Annotated in this window: 15 protein-coding genes, 5 tRNA genes and 1 pseudogene; 6 read left to right on the top strand and 15 right to left on the bottom strand. The window is 48.1% G+C overall.

Annotated elements, in window-relative coordinates; all coding sequences use genetic code 11:
• Positions 1-10 precede the first annotated feature (10 nt).
• The 6 genes from C510_RS17245 to C510_RS0113815 all read left to right on the top strand — a co-directional run bounded on the left by C510_RS17245 (position 11) and on the right by C510_RS0113815 (position 816).
• Positions 11-196 carry a FeoB-associated Cys-rich membrane protein gene (locus tag C510_RS17245; RefSeq protein WP_022339695.1) on the top strand — a complete coding sequence of 62 codons (186 nt, stop codon included), beginning with the start codon at positions 11-13 and terminating at the stop codon, positions 194-196.
• A gap of 179 nt (positions 197-375) precedes the next feature.
• Positions 376-450, top strand: a tRNA-Cys gene (locus C510_RS0113835).
• A 23-nt stretch (positions 451-473) separates the two neighbouring features.
• Positions 474-545: transfer RNA gene (locus C510_RS0113830), tRNA-Cys, on the top strand.
• Positions 546-554: 9 nt separating this feature from the next.
• A tRNA-Lys gene (locus tag C510_RS0113825) sits at positions 555-627 on the top strand.
• A 35-nt stretch (positions 628-662) separates the two neighbouring features.
• A tRNA-Cys gene (locus C510_RS0113820) sits at positions 663-734 on the top strand.
• A gap of 9 nt (positions 735-743) precedes the next feature.
• Positions 744-816 (top strand) — tRNA-Lys (locus C510_RS0113815).
• A gap of 411 nt (positions 817-1,227) precedes the next feature.
• Here C510_RS0113815 and C510_RS0113810 read toward each other — a convergent pair.
• The 15 genes and pseudogenes from C510_RS0113810 to C510_RS16630 form a co-directional block, all read right to left on the bottom strand.
• Positions 1,228-1,419 carry a Sec-independent protein translocase subunit TatA/TatB gene (locus C510_RS0113810; protein ID WP_018711874.1) on the bottom strand — a complete coding sequence of 64 codons (192 nt, stop codon included), beginning with the start codon at positions 1,417-1,419 and terminating at the stop codon, positions 1,228-1,230.
• Positions 1,419-1,928: a hypothetical protein gene (locus tag C510_RS0113805; RefSeq protein ID WP_018711873.1), complete on the bottom strand. Its 510-nt coding sequence runs from the start codon at positions 1,926-1,928 to the stop codon at positions 1,419-1,421. Before C510_RS0113805 ends, C510_RS0113810 begins: the two co-directional genes overlap by 1 nt.
• An 11-nt stretch (positions 1,929-1,939) precedes the next feature.
• The gene (locus C510_RS0113800) at positions 1,940-2,920 is read right to left on the bottom strand and encodes a DUF362 domain-containing protein (RefSeq protein WP_025892875.1); all 981 of its coding nucleotides are present in this window, start codon (positions 2,918-2,920) and stop codon (positions 1,940-1,942) included.
• A 21-nt stretch (positions 2,921-2,941) separates the two neighbouring features.
• A complete protein-coding gene (locus C510_RS0113795; RefSeq protein ID WP_244870482.1) occupies positions 2,942-4,795 on the bottom strand; it encodes a TonB-dependent receptor in 1,854 nt (617 codons plus the stop codon).
• A gap of 78 nt (positions 4,796-4,873) precedes the next feature.
• Positions 4,874-5,284 carry a DUF1893 domain-containing protein gene (locus C510_RS0113790; RefSeq protein ID WP_025892873.1) on the bottom strand — a complete coding sequence of 137 codons (411 nt, stop codon included), beginning with the start codon at positions 5,282-5,284 and terminating at the stop codon, positions 4,874-4,876.
• A 93-nt stretch (positions 5,285-5,377) separates the two neighbouring features.
• Positions 5,378-6,049 (bottom strand): dihydrofolate reductase family protein, encoded by a 672-nt coding sequence (locus tag C510_RS0113785; RefSeq protein ID WP_025892872.1) that lies wholly within the window; start codon positions 6,047-6,049, stop codon positions 5,378-5,380.
• Positions 6,050-6,060: 11 nt separating this feature from the next.
• Complete coding sequence (locus C510_RS0113780) at positions 6,061-6,741, bottom strand: flavodoxin (RefSeq protein WP_018711868.1); 681 nt, start codon at positions 6,739-6,741, stop codon at positions 6,061-6,063.
• A gap of 79 nt (positions 6,742-6,820) precedes the next feature.
• Complete coding sequence (locus tag C510_RS0113775; RefSeq protein WP_018711867.1) at positions 6,821-7,825, bottom strand: aldo/keto reductase; 1,005 nt, start codon at positions 7,823-7,825, stop codon at positions 6,821-6,823.
• A 1-nt stretch (position 7,826) separates the two neighbouring features.
• Positions 7,827-8,969 (bottom strand): carboxymuconolactone decarboxylase family protein, encoded by a 1,143-nt coding sequence (locus C510_RS0113770; protein WP_018711866.1) that lies wholly within the window; start codon positions 8,967-8,969, stop codon positions 7,827-7,829.
• A gap of 18 nt (positions 8,970-8,987) precedes the next feature.
• Positions 8,988-9,521 (bottom strand): flavodoxin family protein, encoded by a 534-nt coding sequence (locus C510_RS0113765; RefSeq protein ID WP_018711865.1) that lies wholly within the window; start codon positions 9,519-9,521, stop codon positions 8,988-8,990.
• Positions 9,522-9,629: 108 nt separating this feature from the next.
• Entirely contained in the window at positions 9,630-10,031 is a 402-nt protein-coding gene (locus C510_RS16640) for an amidohydrolase family protein (protein WP_018711864.1), read from the bottom strand.
• A 61-nt stretch (positions 10,032-10,092) separates the two neighbouring features.
• A pseudogene (locus tag C510_RS16635) lies at positions 10,093-10,740 on the bottom strand (EamA family transporter); the annotation flags it as partial.
• 1 nt (position 10,741) lies between these two features.
• Complete coding sequence (locus tag C510_RS0113750; protein ID WP_018711862.1) at positions 10,742-11,923, bottom strand: MalY/PatB family protein; 1,182 nt, start codon at positions 11,921-11,923, stop codon at positions 10,742-10,744.
• Between the two features lie 12 nt (positions 11,924-11,935).
• Complete coding sequence (locus C510_RS0113745) at positions 11,936-12,802, bottom strand: DUF3737 family protein (protein ID WP_018711861.1); 867 nt, start codon at positions 12,800-12,802, stop codon at positions 11,936-11,938.
• A 105-nt stretch (positions 12,803-12,907) separates the two neighbouring features.
• The gene (locus C510_RS16630; protein ID WP_244870480.1) at positions 12,908-13,906 is read right to left on the bottom strand and encodes an MBL fold metallo-hydrolase; all 999 of its coding nucleotides are present in this window, start codon (positions 13,904-13,906) and stop codon (positions 12,908-12,910) included.
• Between the last annotated feature and the right edge of the window lie 3 nt (positions 13,907-13,909).

The following is a 13,909-nucleotide window of genomic DNA, read 5'->3' as shown; positions in this document are numbered from 1 at the left end:
ATCGATAACCATGAACGTAGGAATACAAGATATCATCGTGGCATTGATTACGACGGGTTGCCTGCTGTATGCAGGCAGAAACCTGCTCCAGTTCTTCCGGAAAGGCGATAAGCCCCGTTCCGGTTGCGGATGCGGTTGTTCCGGATGTCCCAAAGCCGCAGGAGCAAAAAAAGTTTGTTCCACTCAAGGTAAATGAGTCCCATGGATAACCTATTCAGAATCAGCAAAAACTGTTAAAACAGGCTTTGCTGATTCTTTTTTATCCTCCACTTTTGTTTAAAAAAGCTGCATTTTTTTCGTCTGAAGACTTGCAGAATCAAAAAAAAGCTGTACCTTTGCATCGCAATTGAGAAAAACAGTTGTTAAAAGGAAAAAGGTTCCTTGGATGAGTGGCTTAGTCAGCGGTCTGCAAAACCGTGTACGGCGGTTCGAATCCGCCAGGAACCTCCACCAAAAACAAATGTAACCGAAACGGTTCCTTGGATGAGTGGCTTAGTCAGCGGTCTGCAAAACCGTGTACGGCGGTTCGAATCCGCCAGGAACCTCGAATGTATGCACTCTTAGCTCAGTTGGTAGAGCAACTGACTCTTAATCAGTGGGTCCAGGGTTCGAATCCCTGAGGGTGTACAAATTCGGGAAGTTTGACAATTTATAGGCGAAACGGTTCCTTGGATGAGTGGCTTAGTCAGCGGTCTGCAAAACCGTGTACGGCGGTTCGAATCCGCCAGGAACCTCGAATGTATGCACTCTTAGCTCAGTTGGTAGAGCAACTGACTCTTAATCAGTGGGTCCAGGGTTCGAATCCCTGAGGGTGTACAACGTTGTAAGGCAAAATGCAGAGAAGTTCTGAGAATCAACAGATTTTCAGAACTTTTTTTATTCCCCTACCCGGCCGTATTCGACGGAATACGGCAATAAAGACAGGACTTATTCGTGGGACTTTTTTCGAAGGCAAAAAAGACCACTAAATTGAAAGAAGCATTTACAAACCTCAAAACAAAATGTGAGATTCAATCAAATCAAAATGTGAGTAATTTACATTTATTAGTACAAATCAAAATGTGAGATTTGCAAAATAAGAGATGCCCTAAAAATGGATATTATAAAAACAGCGTTTGAATAGTATTCAATCACTATTCAAACGCTGTTTCTAATTCAATATGTAAATAATGCGAAGCTACGCTCCCAAAATGTCATGTCGGTTTTCTGCATGGTCTCTCCTCATTTTCATTCATTTTTTGTGGAAGAATTGTTTTCTTTCACATCCAATTCTTTTTCAATCCCATTCATACCTTCCTTAAAACTGCGGACACCTTTACCTATGCCTTTCATCAGTTCCGGAATCTTCTTCCCTCCAAAGAATAGAAGAACAATCAGTATGATAAAAATAATTTCTTGTGTACCAATTCCAAACATCATTATTTATGTATTAAGTATTTAACAAACAAATATCCACCGAAAATCTGTATGAGCATTCCCGGAATGCCGATACGGAAATCTTGTGATGCCATATAAAAATCTCCCTTCAACAGCCATTCTCCCAATGTTCCTAATAGCTGATAACCCAATACCACCACGAGCATCAGAAAGACAGATATCTTTTGAAATCTATGTGCCGTATATCCTGCTATTCCTGCAAGCAAGACAGATTTAAGCAGAATAGCCGGCAATGAAGACAATGCAGGCATTCCGAAAAGTACGGAATTGAGCAATGGCGAGGCTATTGCCGTCAACAGACCAACGCGCCAGCCATATTTATAGGCACCTATCAATGTGAAAAGATAGATAGGCAGCCAGGTCAGACCTCCCATATGAACCGTATGGCAAAGCTGGGGGACAATCATATTCCCCAAGGTGAAAAGCGCAGCCGCCAAGTACGTTTTCGCTTGTTTATACCCTAATGAATAGAGTTTAATTACTGCTTCCATAAAATAATAATTTAATCAAGTTCAACCAATTCATATTTCTGACTTCCCATTCCGAGTGATTCGGCATGATCCAGCGTATGCATCCCGTGGCGTGAATCAATACGCTCAATCAGATGAATTTTCCCGTGATCCTCTGATGAACGTACCAAATCGGTACAGGCCCTGTCAAGCGCAACCGGGTCGAGAGAAGCAAGAATACCAATATCGCCCATCTCGGGATCTGCCGGTGAAGAGTCACAATCACAATCTACCGAGAGGTTGTTAGCTACGCTGATATACAAAATATTCCCTCCGCAATGGTCTGCAACCGCTTTGGCGGCTTCTGCCATTGACTCCAGAAAATCATCCTGAGCTGGACTTCCCCAACTTGTAGTACTGGTTCCTGCGGAGTGGATCAGACGTTTGCCATTGGACGAAGCAATGCCGATGGACATGTTCTTTATAGCTCCGCCGAATCCACCCATCGCATGGCCCTTGAAGTGGGACAGGATAATCGTGAAATCGTAGTTGAGATAATTCTTGCCCACAATATCACGGGTAAGGTGTTTGCCCCCGGTTACTGTAAGCTCCGTTTCGCCTTCCGCATCCATAATGTCAACCGTAGCGATGGCCGTAAACCCATGGTCGGCAGCTGCCTTGAGGTGGCTTTCCGTATTGGCACGACCTCCGCCGTAGGCTGTGTTGCACTCCACAATGGTACCGTTTACTTTTTGCACCAGATCCTTGATCAAAGCCGGTTGCAGGAAATTGTGGCCTCCCGGTTCACCCGTCGAGAGTTTTACGGCTACCCGGCCTTTGGCTTCACGTCCGAGAGCTTCATAGATTTTCACCAGATTCTCCGAGGAAATCTCTTTGTAGAAATATACTTTCGGAAGGTTCTCCTCTGTCGCAGGTGTTTCCGGCCGGGCTGGTTCCTGCTCATTTTGTGCCTGGGCACAACCTGATGTGGCAAACAAGATTGCAAACATCATGGTTAAAAAACTACTTTTCATATTGGTAACGTATTAAATGTTTCAAAAGCTTAAATTAAATCCGGCCATAACCGTTGCTCTCGGCATGGGATAGCCGGCATTGATTTCATATTCCTGAGCCAGCAGGTTCTCACCACGCGCCCAAATATCCAACCATTTACATGCGCGGAAAGAGGCACGGAGATTCCATAACACAAAATCCTCGGTCTCGGGTTGGTCGCCAACGGCAGTAAACAAATCGGCTATGTATTGCACTCCGGTGGAGACGTTCCATCGCCCATGTGAGAAATTGGCTCCGGCGTACAGTTTATGCTCGGGGGCAGCAATGACCGGATTTTCCATGTGCAGGAAGCTGTAGTTCCCGTCCACCGACCAGTGGCGGTCGATACGGTACGCCGCCTGCACCTCCACGCCGGTATTTTTGATTGCTCCCGAGTTCTGGTTCAACATACCGCTGCCGTTGGGATTCGGAAGGGTCTGAATAAGATTCTTCCCGTCTATGTAGAAGAGGTTCACGCCGTAGGTCAGCCGCCCCTCCATCAGACGCTGCGAAAAGGCCAGCTCGTAGTTCCACATCGACTCCGGCAGCAAATCGGGGTTCTGCGGCGGGAACATGTACATCTCGCGCAGGATCGGATAACGGAATCCTTTCGAGGCGGAGGCCTTCAGCTCGATGGCGTGCGGGAGATGGAAGGCCAGTCCGGCCTGCGGCATCCACTCCAATCCGATGCGGGAGTGATGGTCTGCACGAAGCCCGACGTTGAAGGTCAGCCAGGAACCGATGTCTTGGCGGAAGTCAATATATCCGGCCAGCTCGTCTTCGTGCTTGTCCACCAGATCGGAAGTCGTACCGGCCTGCTCCCCGCTCACATATTCGTTCCATGCACGGCCTCCATAACGGAACCAGTCGAAGCCCACGGTGATGCGGTTGCCCTTGAAAAACCGCGCACTCTGGTAGAGCGACACGCCCATCATGTCGTCATGCGACAGGAAGCGGTCATCCTGCGGTGTTTCACCCTCGGAGGGGGTATATCCGTCGTTGATCCAGTGGTCGCCCCAGTTGTAGAAGAAGCTGACGGCTCCCGAGGTCTTTTCATACCGGTTCTCCACGGCAAACGAGGTCATGCCTCGTGTGATGCGCTGGTCGCCGTCGAGCAGCGGTGCATCAACCGGGCCGGGATAGGAGGCGTTGAAATGGGTCACATTCACATCGCCCCGCAGATTCCAGTTATCCGTCACTTCATAGCCCAGTTTTGCATAGCCGCCGTACTGCTCGAAGCCCATGTCTGCACGGTGCCCGTCCGTGCGGTTATATGAACCGGAAACGACGCTGGAAAAACGCCCTTTCCGGATGCGGTTGGTCAGCTCCGTTTCGAGTGTATTCCAGGAACCGTACCCGGCGCGAAGGTTCGTCTTTACGCCGTCCTCCTGCATCTTACGCGTTACGATGTTGATGACGCCGCCCATGGCGTTCGAGCCGTAGAGGACCGAAGCCGGCCCCCGCAGAACTTCCACCCGCTCGGCAAGGAATGACTGATAGGCATCGGCTATCGGATGGCCGAAAATGCCGGCATATTGGGGATGGCCGTCAATCATTACCATCAACCGGGCTGTTCCGCCACTCAATCCACGGAGTGAAATACTTCCTGCCGCGCCACCCGACACACCGTAGCCCATCACTCCGCGTGAGGTTACGAACAGGCCGGGAATCTGTTCTGTCAGCACCGGCAGTAGCGAGGGTTGCAAGGCCTGGTCTATTTTGCTGCGGTTCACTACAGACACGGTTTGGGACAGATGTCGGACATCCGTTTCATTACGGGTGCCGGTAACCACAACTTCTCCGATTTCATATACCTTCCCTGTATCAAGGGAGTCCCGTTTTTGTTCCTGAGCCATTCCCGTCTGGACGGTAAGGGCCATCAAAGCAATTGACAAATAAGACTTTCTTATCTTCATTTATAATGTATCTGTTTGTTAATCATTTATTTGTTTATAGAATGCCTCTATCTGGTGAAAACACTCCTCAGGCGTAGCACAATCAAAGCAGCGGGTTTCCAACGGACACCATCTGGTAGCAGTCCGATTGATAATATGCGGGGCTACAACTCCATAACTTATCTTTATATCGGTTTTTGAAAGCAAGTCAAGGGCAGGCCGACTGATGACATCCGCATACACCTCTTTGACCTTTGCCAAAGCCAACAGTGCCGCAGCGGCCTTACCCACGACTTTATCTGCGATGGATGCTTCATACAAGAAGCCCGGATCATCTTGCAACAAATGATACAGATCGATGACACCACGACCATTGAATGTGCAAACTTCACCATTTGCAACGACCAGAGAATGCTTTCCTTCATGCAGTAATTGTATTAAATCGTCCATACGACCTGCTTTCATTTTCTTTTCTCAAAAGTAGTAAATTCGAAAAGGGAGCAAGCTACCCTAAATACCGATTAAATTCCCCGTATCATGGGATTATAGCCTGTAGCGCAGCCAGATTACATCATTCTCCAATCTTTCCACGCTGGTCAGGTGAAGATGCACCGGCAGGCGGTCATCTCCTCCTATTCCATCAAAGACGGCGGTTCCGTTTTTTCGGCCATCTATTCCAGGTGCTACCAGCAGACTGACCTCATCGATCAGTCCGGCCTGCAAGAATCCTCCGTTGATATGACCTCCTCCCAATAGAGCTAAACGCTTGACATGAAATTGTTCATACAGTATATTCATGGCCGTATCCAAATCAATATTTTCATTTCCTACGGCAATCCATGATATTCCCTGTTTACGTAACATCTCCAGATATTCCTTAGAAACTCTTTCGCTGACAATACAAACCAACGGTACATCATCAATACGGTTCGAGTTCCATCGTAAATGTCCTAACGTATCAACAGATACCATATAGGCATCCGATTCTTCTGCAATATATACGGAGGGTTGACCAACTGGTTCATACTCTGTCGGGACGAACGGTTCTTTGGCGGCGTTATAATGTTCCATGGTTACCCGTCCTTCCAATAAAGAGGGGCAATCCAGTTGTTCCAATGCGGTATAATATTCTTCTCCGCTGATTTTGTCTACCATCGAACAGTCAATCCTGCCGTCAATGGAAGCCACCATGTGGCAAATAACATATGGTTTCATTATAAATTCTTTTATTCAATCAAACCTGTATTTTTCAGCCATTCAGCGGTCATCGCATGACAATTGGACGTCTGGGAAGAACGGATCCAAAGGCTCGGGGTCAGGAAATTGCCCTCCGGGATAAGACGTTTGGCATCCGCTTCGACACCACTGATGCCGCTGCTGGCACTGGACACAATCAGCCCGATATTCTTTCCTGCCATCTCGCTTCCGTGGTTGAACAGGAAGGTCTGCAACGGAGCCGCCATATTGCTCCACCAGAGGGGTGCCGCTACAATCACCGTAGCGTAGTTCTCAAGTTCAACGTCCACTGGATCGATAGCCGGATAGGAAGAGACGTCATTCGGATTTTCACGGATGGCGGCAATCAGGGCACTGCCTATGGCATAATTGTTCGCAGCGTAATCCAATCCTTTCTCTGCCGGTTCCACGCGGACAACATCTGCATCTATTTGTGTCAGCAGATCCGTCACAATCGTGTGCGTGTTGTTCGTGAAGCTGTAATAAACGACAAGGATGTCTCCCTCTACAGGATTGGGATTCTCGGGATCATTATTCCCGTTTTCATCATCTTCTCCTCCATTTTCAGGGGTTTCAGTCTGAGGCTGGTCGGTTACAGGCTCATCATCTTCACAAGATGTAAACCCGAAAAATAGCCCTGCTGCCAGCAGAATATAAAATAACTTCTTCATATGTATTTCTTATTTGAATTGATTTATAAGTTTATTTGTAAAACCTGTCAAAAGCCAAACTTTGCTTCTGTATTCAAGTTTATAATCCGGTCAATTTTTCCTGATCCTCCGAATAACGTCCACCAATGATATGGATAGAATCCAAATGAGAACGAATCTCCGTCAATTCCTCTTCCGAGAATGAGACTTCAACAGCGCCGACATTTTCCACAATCCGTTCAATCCGTTTTGATCCTGGAATCGGGACAATCCACGGCTTTTGAGCCAAAAGCCAGGCAAGAGCGACCCGAGCCGGTGTAGTTTGTTTCATTTTGGCCAACTGCTCTACATACTCAGCCAGCGCAACATTCTGTTGCAGGTTCTCGGGACTAAAACGCGGGATGGTACTCCGGTAGTCGGACTTGTCGAAGGTCGTCTGACGATTGAACCGTCCCGTCAGCATGGCCTTGCCCAGCGGGCTGAAAGGTACGAATCCGATACCCAGTTCTTCCAAAGTTGGCAGCAATTCCGCTTCAGGTTTTCTGTACCACATCGAATATTCGCTCTGTACTGCTGTAAGCGGACAGACAGCATGTGCCCGACGGACTGTGGCAGCTGAAGCTTCGGACAATCCCCAATGGAGAACCTTACCCTCTTTGATCAAAGACGAAAGTGTATCGGCAACTTCTTCAATGGGCGTATGCGGATCCACACGGTGTTGATAATACAAATCGATATGGTCTCTTCGCAAACGTCGCAACGAGCCTTCGACAGCACGGCGGATGACTTCCGGTTTGCTCGACAATTCAACGGGACGTGCCGACCCTTCAAAATGGACATTGGCCATATCATATCCGAATTTGGTGGCGATGACCACCTCATTTCGGAAAGGCTCAAGAGCCTCGCCAACAAGTTCCTCATTTTTAAACATGCTATAAACCTCGGCCGTATCGAAAAAAGTGATACCGGCTTCAACAGCCTGGCGTAAGGTGGCAATGGCCTCGTTTTTTTCCGGATAAGGCGGGTAACTCTGTGTAAAGCCCATACAGCCTAATCCGATAGCAGACACTTCCAGTCCGCTTTTTCCTAATATTCTCTTTTTCATATCACTTTATTTTTAGTCCGGGAATCAACGGTGTGGAGTCCACCAGTTCAAGAGACTTGACCATATCGAGCGTTCCCTGTTTGTATTTCTGAAAATGTGGAGTCTGGATATGTTTGCGATATGCTTCTTCATCGGCATAAATCTCCAAAATGGTAACCTTGTTCGGGTTTTCTTTCTCAGCGGTGGCATAGAGTGTTAACACACCCGGCTCCAGCCGCATCGAAGCCTCGATTTCCTCCTTCAGATAGGCATTGTACTCCATCAGACGTGAAGGATCAACCTCGATTTTTGAAAGACGTACAAGTTGTTTAGTTGGATCCACCGCCTCTCGACCAGCATTTTTGATAGCATTCAAAGCTTTCATCGCAGGCGGGAATCCGATGTATGGAAGACACTGGATAACCGCCGCTACAAGTGTTTCCTTGCTAGTGCCAAGCTTTATGTTTCCCAACGTGTGGGATTGAAGTTGCGAATCGGCCTCCAGCGTCGTCAGAATGCAGTAGATGAGTAATTCTCGCGTCTGGACATCCAGACCGTTGCGAGTATAGATATCACCGAAGCAATATTCGGTCAGGAAACGTGCCACATCGGCCCCCATGCCGCCCGGTACATCAGCCATGCGCGTAGCAATCTCATCACCGTAAAGTGGATTCTGAATAGCAAATCCCTTTTCGTAACGGTTTTCTTCTGTAGTGGTGCCCTGGGCTTCAAGAGGTAGAGCGATACCTTTCTCACGGAATACCTCGTTGATTACGCTGAGGGCGTTCAGCGTACGCGGGAATCCAATAAAAGGGGCGCACTGGTAGATGGCCTCTCGCAATTCGACAGGGGTCACACCGACATTCAGAGCGGCGGCTGCATGAGATTTCAACTGTGGCAGCGTCTGCATTACAGAAAGTACGGTACAGGTTATAAGTTCGCGTTGTTTGTTGTCAAGATTACCGACTGTAAAGACTTCACCAAAAATAAATTTCTGGAGTATGTCCATAAACTCAGGGTCTGTACCTTTTCCAGTCAATGCTTCCCCTCCAAACAATGTGGTGTAATTTTCTTTACAGATATCTATTCGATTATTATTCTGTGCCTGCGCCACAGAGGGAAGAATCAGGCAACCCAATACGAAAGCTGTTATAATTCGTTTCATGCTGATAGTTTTTAATTATTACAAACTTCTTCCGAGCCGGTAGGCTTCTTCTCCATATGTTGTATTTCTTATGGAACCGGCAGTCCATACACCAGGAGCTATGACAGACCCCATATCTCTCCAGCCAAGATAATCTGCCAAAGTAGAGTAATGAACTCGCATGGCTTCAGCATCCTTATACGCACTATTGGCGTATGCCATCAGGAAAGCGGTCTTCTTGGGAGCTCCTTTTATTCTCCCGTTAATGGCGTAGAACCTGTCTATGACACTCTTGATCTGCGCAGAGAATCCGAAATAAAACATCGGGGTTACAAATACTACCATATCTGCCTCCAGCAGATGAGGACGTACAATACTGAAATCATCTTTCAGCACACAATCACCGTCCATACCGCAACGGTTGCAAGCCATACAGCCATTGACTTTATGGGCGGCGCAATCAAAACGGAACACAGAATGTCCCTTCTCTTGTGCCCCTGCAATGAAGCGGTCTGCAAGATAATTCGTGTTGTCGTTCCGGCGGGGGCTTCCTGTCAATACTACGATCTTCATTTTATCTTTATTTTCATTAAACAATTCATCGGCTGTTGCTACTGAGGATAACAATACAGTTGCTGCCGCTGAGGCTGAACATTTCAAGAAAACTCGTCTGTCCATATTTTACCAAGATTTATCAACAAATAGAGTTACTGCATTTCCATATAAAATTCTAGACAGTAGAGATACGAGAGACGGATCTTCTGACATCCATACACGCATCCGTTCCAATCCGGCCTTCAATACCCAATCTGGTTGATACGGATAATCTGACCCGTAAAGCAGATGGTCAGGGGTTGTTATGGCCAGCAATGTGCGCACCACTTCGGGAGTTGCAGCACCTGCCAGGTCGTAATAAAGATTCCGGAGGTTGGCTTCCCAGTCGATTTCCTGCATGAATCCTTTTGATACCATCGCCGGATGGACAGCTTTCATACGCGGGATGGCTAGTGGCAGAAAAGAGCCACAGTGGGGAACTACAAACTTCACGTCCGAATAACGGGACAGGACATTCCTTGAGATCATGTTAATGACTGCGCGTGTCGTCTCTGCCGGATATTCATATACAGCCAGTGGAGAGTTTGCATTCTCCTATGGCCAGAGAACATATCCAGAACAATGCGCTGGCAGAGAGCATCTGCCATGCCGATCCGGCAAAAGCATTAACCTCTTCGGCTCCTGAAGAGCGGTATTTTGCATACAGCGTTCCTAAAGCCCAGGAAATACAACCACCTATCAGAATCAGGATACCGTATTCACTGTGAACGGCCGATCCGGTTTCCAGACTCAACTGTTCCATGTAAAGCATCCCTACGCCGATAAATCCGGCCAGCATGCCAAGGACGGTGGTCGGAGTCCGAAAAAATTTTTTCCAGGAAGGGACATCAAGCAGCATGATCCAGATTGCTGTGGACGAGGCGACAATAGCCACCAGACTGCTGCTTACATAGCGTTGGGCCAACATGATGACGGCCATATCCACAAACAGCAGGACAATACCGCTCACTGCTGAACGCCGGATAAGCTGCAGATACAACACTTTTTCCCCACGACACACACATATTGCCAGTAACAGGATCCCCGCAACGGAAAAACGCAGGGCTCCCAGTAAAAAAGTCGGAATCTCACGCAGAGCCACCCCGATGAAGTAATAGGTTGACCCCCATACAAAGTAAATAAGAAAATAGGCGAGGACAACCAACAGTTTCCGTTTGGTAAGAGAAATACGCCCCATGTCAAGTTCCTCCCGCAATCAGACATTGGATGAAATTCTGGAAACGGGCCAATGCCTCTTCCAATACCGCACGCGGGCAGGCAATATTCCAGCGCAGGAATCCTTCGCCTTCCGGTCCGTACATCGTTCCACTGTTAAGCCACAGTCCGGTCTCTTCAAGCAACCGTGTCTGCAACACTTCGGACGACAGCCCCAGAGCGCGGCAGTCTGTCCATACCAGATAGGTGCCTTCGAGCCTCGTAACGGGTATTTGCGGAAAGTGGGTGTGGAAGAATCCGCACAGGTAATCATAGTTCGCTTTCAGATAGTCCAGCAACTGTATAAGCCATTCCTCTCCTTCGTTGTAGGCGGCGATGGTGGCCTCAATGCCGAAGGGGTTGACATCGCATACCTCGTTGATGTTGACGGCGCGGTCTATTCTCCTTCGTATCCTCTCATCACAAGAAATGATATTTGCAATCTGCAATCCTGCAATATTGAAAGATTTGCTCGGCGACAGACAGGTGACGGAGTTTTGCAGGAATTCTTCGCCAATCGAAGCAAAAGGAGTGTAGGTGTGTCCCGGGAAGACCAACTCGCAATGTATCTCGTCCGCGATGACCGTCACGCCGTTCCTGAAGCAGATTTCCCCGATGCGGTGCAACTCTTCGCGGCTCCATACGCGGCCTACCGGATTATGGGGATTGCATAGCAGCAGTAGCTTTACACCCGGCTCGGCGGTCTTTCGCTCCAAATCTTCAAAATCAATATAATAGGTGTTGCCAACGTATCTCAAGGGATTGGCAACAATGCGGCAACCGTTGTTGCGTATGGATGAAAAGAAACAGTTATACACGGGAGTCTGCACGACCACGCCATCCCCCGGTTCTGTCAAAGCCTTGATGACAGCAGAAATGGCAGGGACAACGCCGGATGTATAAATCATCCATTCTTTCCGGATGGACCAGTTATGACGCCGTTCAAACCATCGGGTAACCGCAGTATAGTATTCATCGGGAACATGGACATATCCGAATATGCCGTGTGCCACCCGTTTGGCCAATGCATCGGTGATGGCTGGTGCCGTACGGAAATCCATGTCCGCTACCCAAAGGGGAAGCACGTCTTTACCAACAGGAAAAGAGTCCCATTTATAGGAATTCGTTCCCCGTCGGGGGATAATCTTATCGAAGTCATATTTCATAGTCCGTCTGTATTAGTCGGTGAAACAGGTGCGCTCATCCCTAAGCCGAATCTCACAGTCGGCAGGAGCCTTGATATTCTCATCTATTGTTATCGAACCGTACTCATCTGCCACGATACGTCCCGACATGGGGTTCTTGATATTCGTGATGGCTCCACGAATATCGGCATTCAATGTGCTGTACTCAAAGGCACGGTCACAGTCCGGTCCGAACGTGCAGTTTTCCAGCACCAGGTCGTGGGCATAACAGAGCGGTTGTTCACCGGTGATATGGCAGTTGACTAGACGGAGGTTTTTCGAATGCCAGCCAAGGTATTCGCCGTCAAGCTCTGAATCATAGATGGTCACATTCTCTACCTCCCAGAAGGCATCCTTGGTGGTAATTTTGGCATTGTGAATTTCCACATTCTTCACATATTGGAAAACATACTTGCTGTCACTCTCCAATCCATCCACATAAATGTTATTGCTGAACATGAAGGGATAGGTTCCTCCATGCAATTTAAGGTTCTTGATACGAATACCGTTACAACGCCAGAACACTTCATCTGCATCATTCATTGCAACATTTTCGATATCAATCTCACTCATCTCACGGAACATTTTTGGGGCATCAATCACAGTATCTTTCATCCGCAGATGATCAGAATACCATAATGCCGAACGTCCTCCTACATCAAAATAGCAACGCTCGATTTTGAAACCATGAACGTGCCAGAATGGATAGTTACCTTCAAACCTACATTCAAAAGCTTCAATATTGCTACACTCCTTGATGGCCGATTCTCCGGCGCGGATAATTACATTCTCCAAACGCAAATCATGCGACTCAAACAAAGGGCGTTCGCCCCCAAATTCAGTATCTCTAATAATATTCATATGATTACATATTTTATGGTTGGTTGATATCAAGTGATAATATTTCTCCGATAACCGGCATGCAAACACATGCCTCTACTTCTTCCTTGAGCCGTCGAGCCGTTTTCAGGGGGCATCCCACAAATGCCGCGAAAGCGCATACTTGGAGTGATGCACCGTAACTACATGGCGGGCATTCAGGTCCGATACCACTTGTCCAAGTTGTTCCGGCATGGTGTGGATAAACCTCCAGTCCTCGTTGCACTGGCCGTTTTCAAGAATCGCCCAGTCAATCTTCGGGAATCGACGTCCGATTCGCTTGAAATGGGGCCCGTACCCGCCATCACCGCCCAAATACAGTGTCAGCGAAGGTGATTCAATCAGAAAAGAGCCCCATAAGGTCTTGTTTGACGTAAGTCCGCGACCCGAGAAATGACGGGCCGGGAGACAGTGGATAATCAAACTGTCGTAAGGGATCTGCTCTTCCCAATCCAACTCTACCAACTGCTCCGTACGGTAACCCCAATACTCAAAATGTGCTCCAACACCGAGCGGACAAACGACCCTACCAACCTTTTCACGTAATTCTGTAACAGTCTGGTAGTCGAGATGGTCCCAATGGTCGTGCGTAATAAGCATCAGGTCTATGTCCGGCATATCCTCCGTATGGAAAATGTCCGTCCCGGCAAACGGGCGGTTGACAAACGAGACAGGAGCTGCGGCATGAAATACGGGATCGACCAGAATCCGTTTCCCGTCCACCTGTAGCAGATACGACGAGTGACCAAACCAGACCATCAGATTCCCCGTATCGGGTAATTGGCGGCAATCAGTCTGTACAACGGGAAGGGCTGTTTCAGGACGGAGACCTTTTCGGTCAGCAAAAACAAACTCCCACAATGCCTGCCAGCGGCTCTTCTTGTTGGTCATCACTGGAGTGGACATCTGGTTGCGGAACATCCCGTCCCGATAGTTCGGAGACCTGCGAATTCGTTCCAGCCGATCTCCTGAAGGGTTCCGACCAAATGACGGCTGCGCAAGGAAACAACAGACGCCCAAACAGCACAGCAGAAGGAGTGACAAAATAATCACAAAAGCCATTCTTCTCTTTCTTCTTTTATCCATGTC

This window comes from Phocaeicola barnesiae DSM 18169 = JCM 13652 (assembly GCF_000374585.1).
GTDB lineage: Bacteria > Bacteroidota > Bacteroidia > Bacteroidales > Bacteroidaceae > Phocaeicola > Phocaeicola barnesiae.
This window is presented reverse-complemented; position numbering and strand designations above follow the sequence as displayed.

What these genes read in the sequence shown, in the direction of transcription:
- C510_RS17245 (WP_022339695.1), top strand. Translation starts at nt 11, where the DNA reads ATGAACGTAGGAATACAAGATATCATCGTGGCATTGATTACGACGGGT.
- C510_RS0113810 (WP_018711874.1), bottom strand. Translation starts at nt 1,419, where the DNA reads ATGATGTTTGGAATTGGTACACAAGAAATTATTTTTATCATACTGATT.
- C510_RS0113805 (WP_018711873.1), bottom strand. Translation starts at nt 1,928, where the DNA reads ATGGAAGCAGTAATTAAACTCTATTCATTAGGGTATAAACAAGCGAAA.
- C510_RS0113800 (WP_025892875.1), bottom strand. Translation starts at nt 2,920, where the DNA reads ATGAAAAGTAGTTTTTTAACCATGATGTTTGCAATCTTGTTTGCCACA.
- C510_RS0113795 (WP_244870482.1), bottom strand. Translation starts at nt 4,795, where the DNA reads ATGGCTCAGGAACAAAAACGGGACTCCCTTGATACAGGGAAGGTATAT.
- C510_RS0113790 (WP_025892873.1), bottom strand. Translation starts at nt 5,284, where the DNA reads ATGGACGATTTAATACAATTACTGCATGAAGGAAAGCATTCTCTGGTC.
- C510_RS0113785 (WP_025892872.1), bottom strand. Translation starts at nt 6,049, where the DNA reads ATGAAACCATATGTTATTTGCCACATGGTGGCTTCCATTGACGGCAGG.
- C510_RS0113780 (WP_018711868.1), bottom strand. Translation starts at nt 6,741, where the DNA reads ATGAAGAAGTTATTTTATATTCTGCTGGCAGCAGGGCTATTTTTCGGG.
- C510_RS0113775 (WP_018711867.1), bottom strand. Translation starts at nt 7,825, where the DNA reads ATGAAAAAGAGAATATTAGGAAAAAGCGGACTGGAAGTGTCTGCTATC.
- C510_RS0113770 (WP_018711866.1), bottom strand. Translation starts at nt 8,969, where the DNA reads ATGAAACGAATTATAACAGCTTTCGTATTGGGTTGCCTGATTCTTCCC.
- C510_RS0113765 (WP_018711865.1), bottom strand. Translation starts at nt 9,521, where the DNA reads ATGAAGATCGTAGTATTGACAGGAAGCCCCCGCCGGAACGACAACACG.
- C510_RS16640 (WP_018711864.1), bottom strand. Translation starts at nt 10,031, where the DNA reads ATGATCTCAAGGAATGTCCTGTCCCGTTATTCGGACGTGAAGTTTGTA.
- C510_RS0113750 (WP_018711862.1), bottom strand. Translation starts at nt 11,923, where the DNA reads ATGAAATATGACTTCGATAAGATTATCCCCCGACGGGGAACGAATTCC.
- C510_RS0113745 (WP_018711861.1), bottom strand. Translation starts at nt 12,802, where the DNA reads ATGAATATTATTAGAGATACTGAATTTGGGGGCGAACGCCCTTTGTTT.
- C510_RS16630 (WP_244870480.1), bottom strand. Translation starts at nt 13,906, where the DNA reads ATGGATAAAAGAAGAAAGAGAAGAATGGCTTTTGTGATTATTTTGTCA.